Here is a 471-nt window from a genome sequence, read left to right as displayed (position 1 = left end):
AAAGTTTTGATAATCTATATGCTTCATTAGCAGAATCAGCTTACAGAGATAGACCCAATAAGTTTCCATATGAACAATTAGATTTGGAAAGATGGATAATACTTGATTTAGGCAAATCAATGTCATGAATACATATTTGTTGACCATCTAAGAAGGCAACAGCCAAAAGTTTTAAAAAGAAAAATTTTAACTTTCTTGGTATTGTTAGAAGAATAAATTAGCGGTATAATATTAACAAATCAATACAAGGAGGCACTATGAAGAAACGAACGAAAATCATACTTGTAACAGTTACATCAATAGTGGTATTAGTAAGTTTAGGAGGATGCGCCATGACTCAAAAAGAAAGTAATAAACAAGATAAGGAAGTTACTTCTTCAAAAAAGGCTATCAAAGATGATAAAGAAGCCATCAAACAAAAACAGCTCGCTTATCTAAAAAAGCATGAGCAAGAAATTATAGATTTGGTAA

1 pseudogene is annotated in these 471 nt (G+C 30.4%); it reads left to right on the top strand.

What is annotated here, in order from left to right:
- Nucleotides 1–257 precede the first annotated feature (257 nt).
- A pseudogene (locus AX677_RS05290) lies at nt 258–471 on the top strand (hypothetical protein); the annotation flags it as partial.

The sequence above is a fragment of the Streptococcus sp. CCH8-C6 genome (genome assembly GCF_001557225.1).
GTDB lineage: Bacteria > Bacillota > Bacilli > Lactobacillales > Streptococcaceae > Streptococcus > Streptococcus sanguinis_C.
Note: the sequence above shows the minus strand (reverse complement) of the source record. Positions and strands in the feature narration are given on the sequence as shown.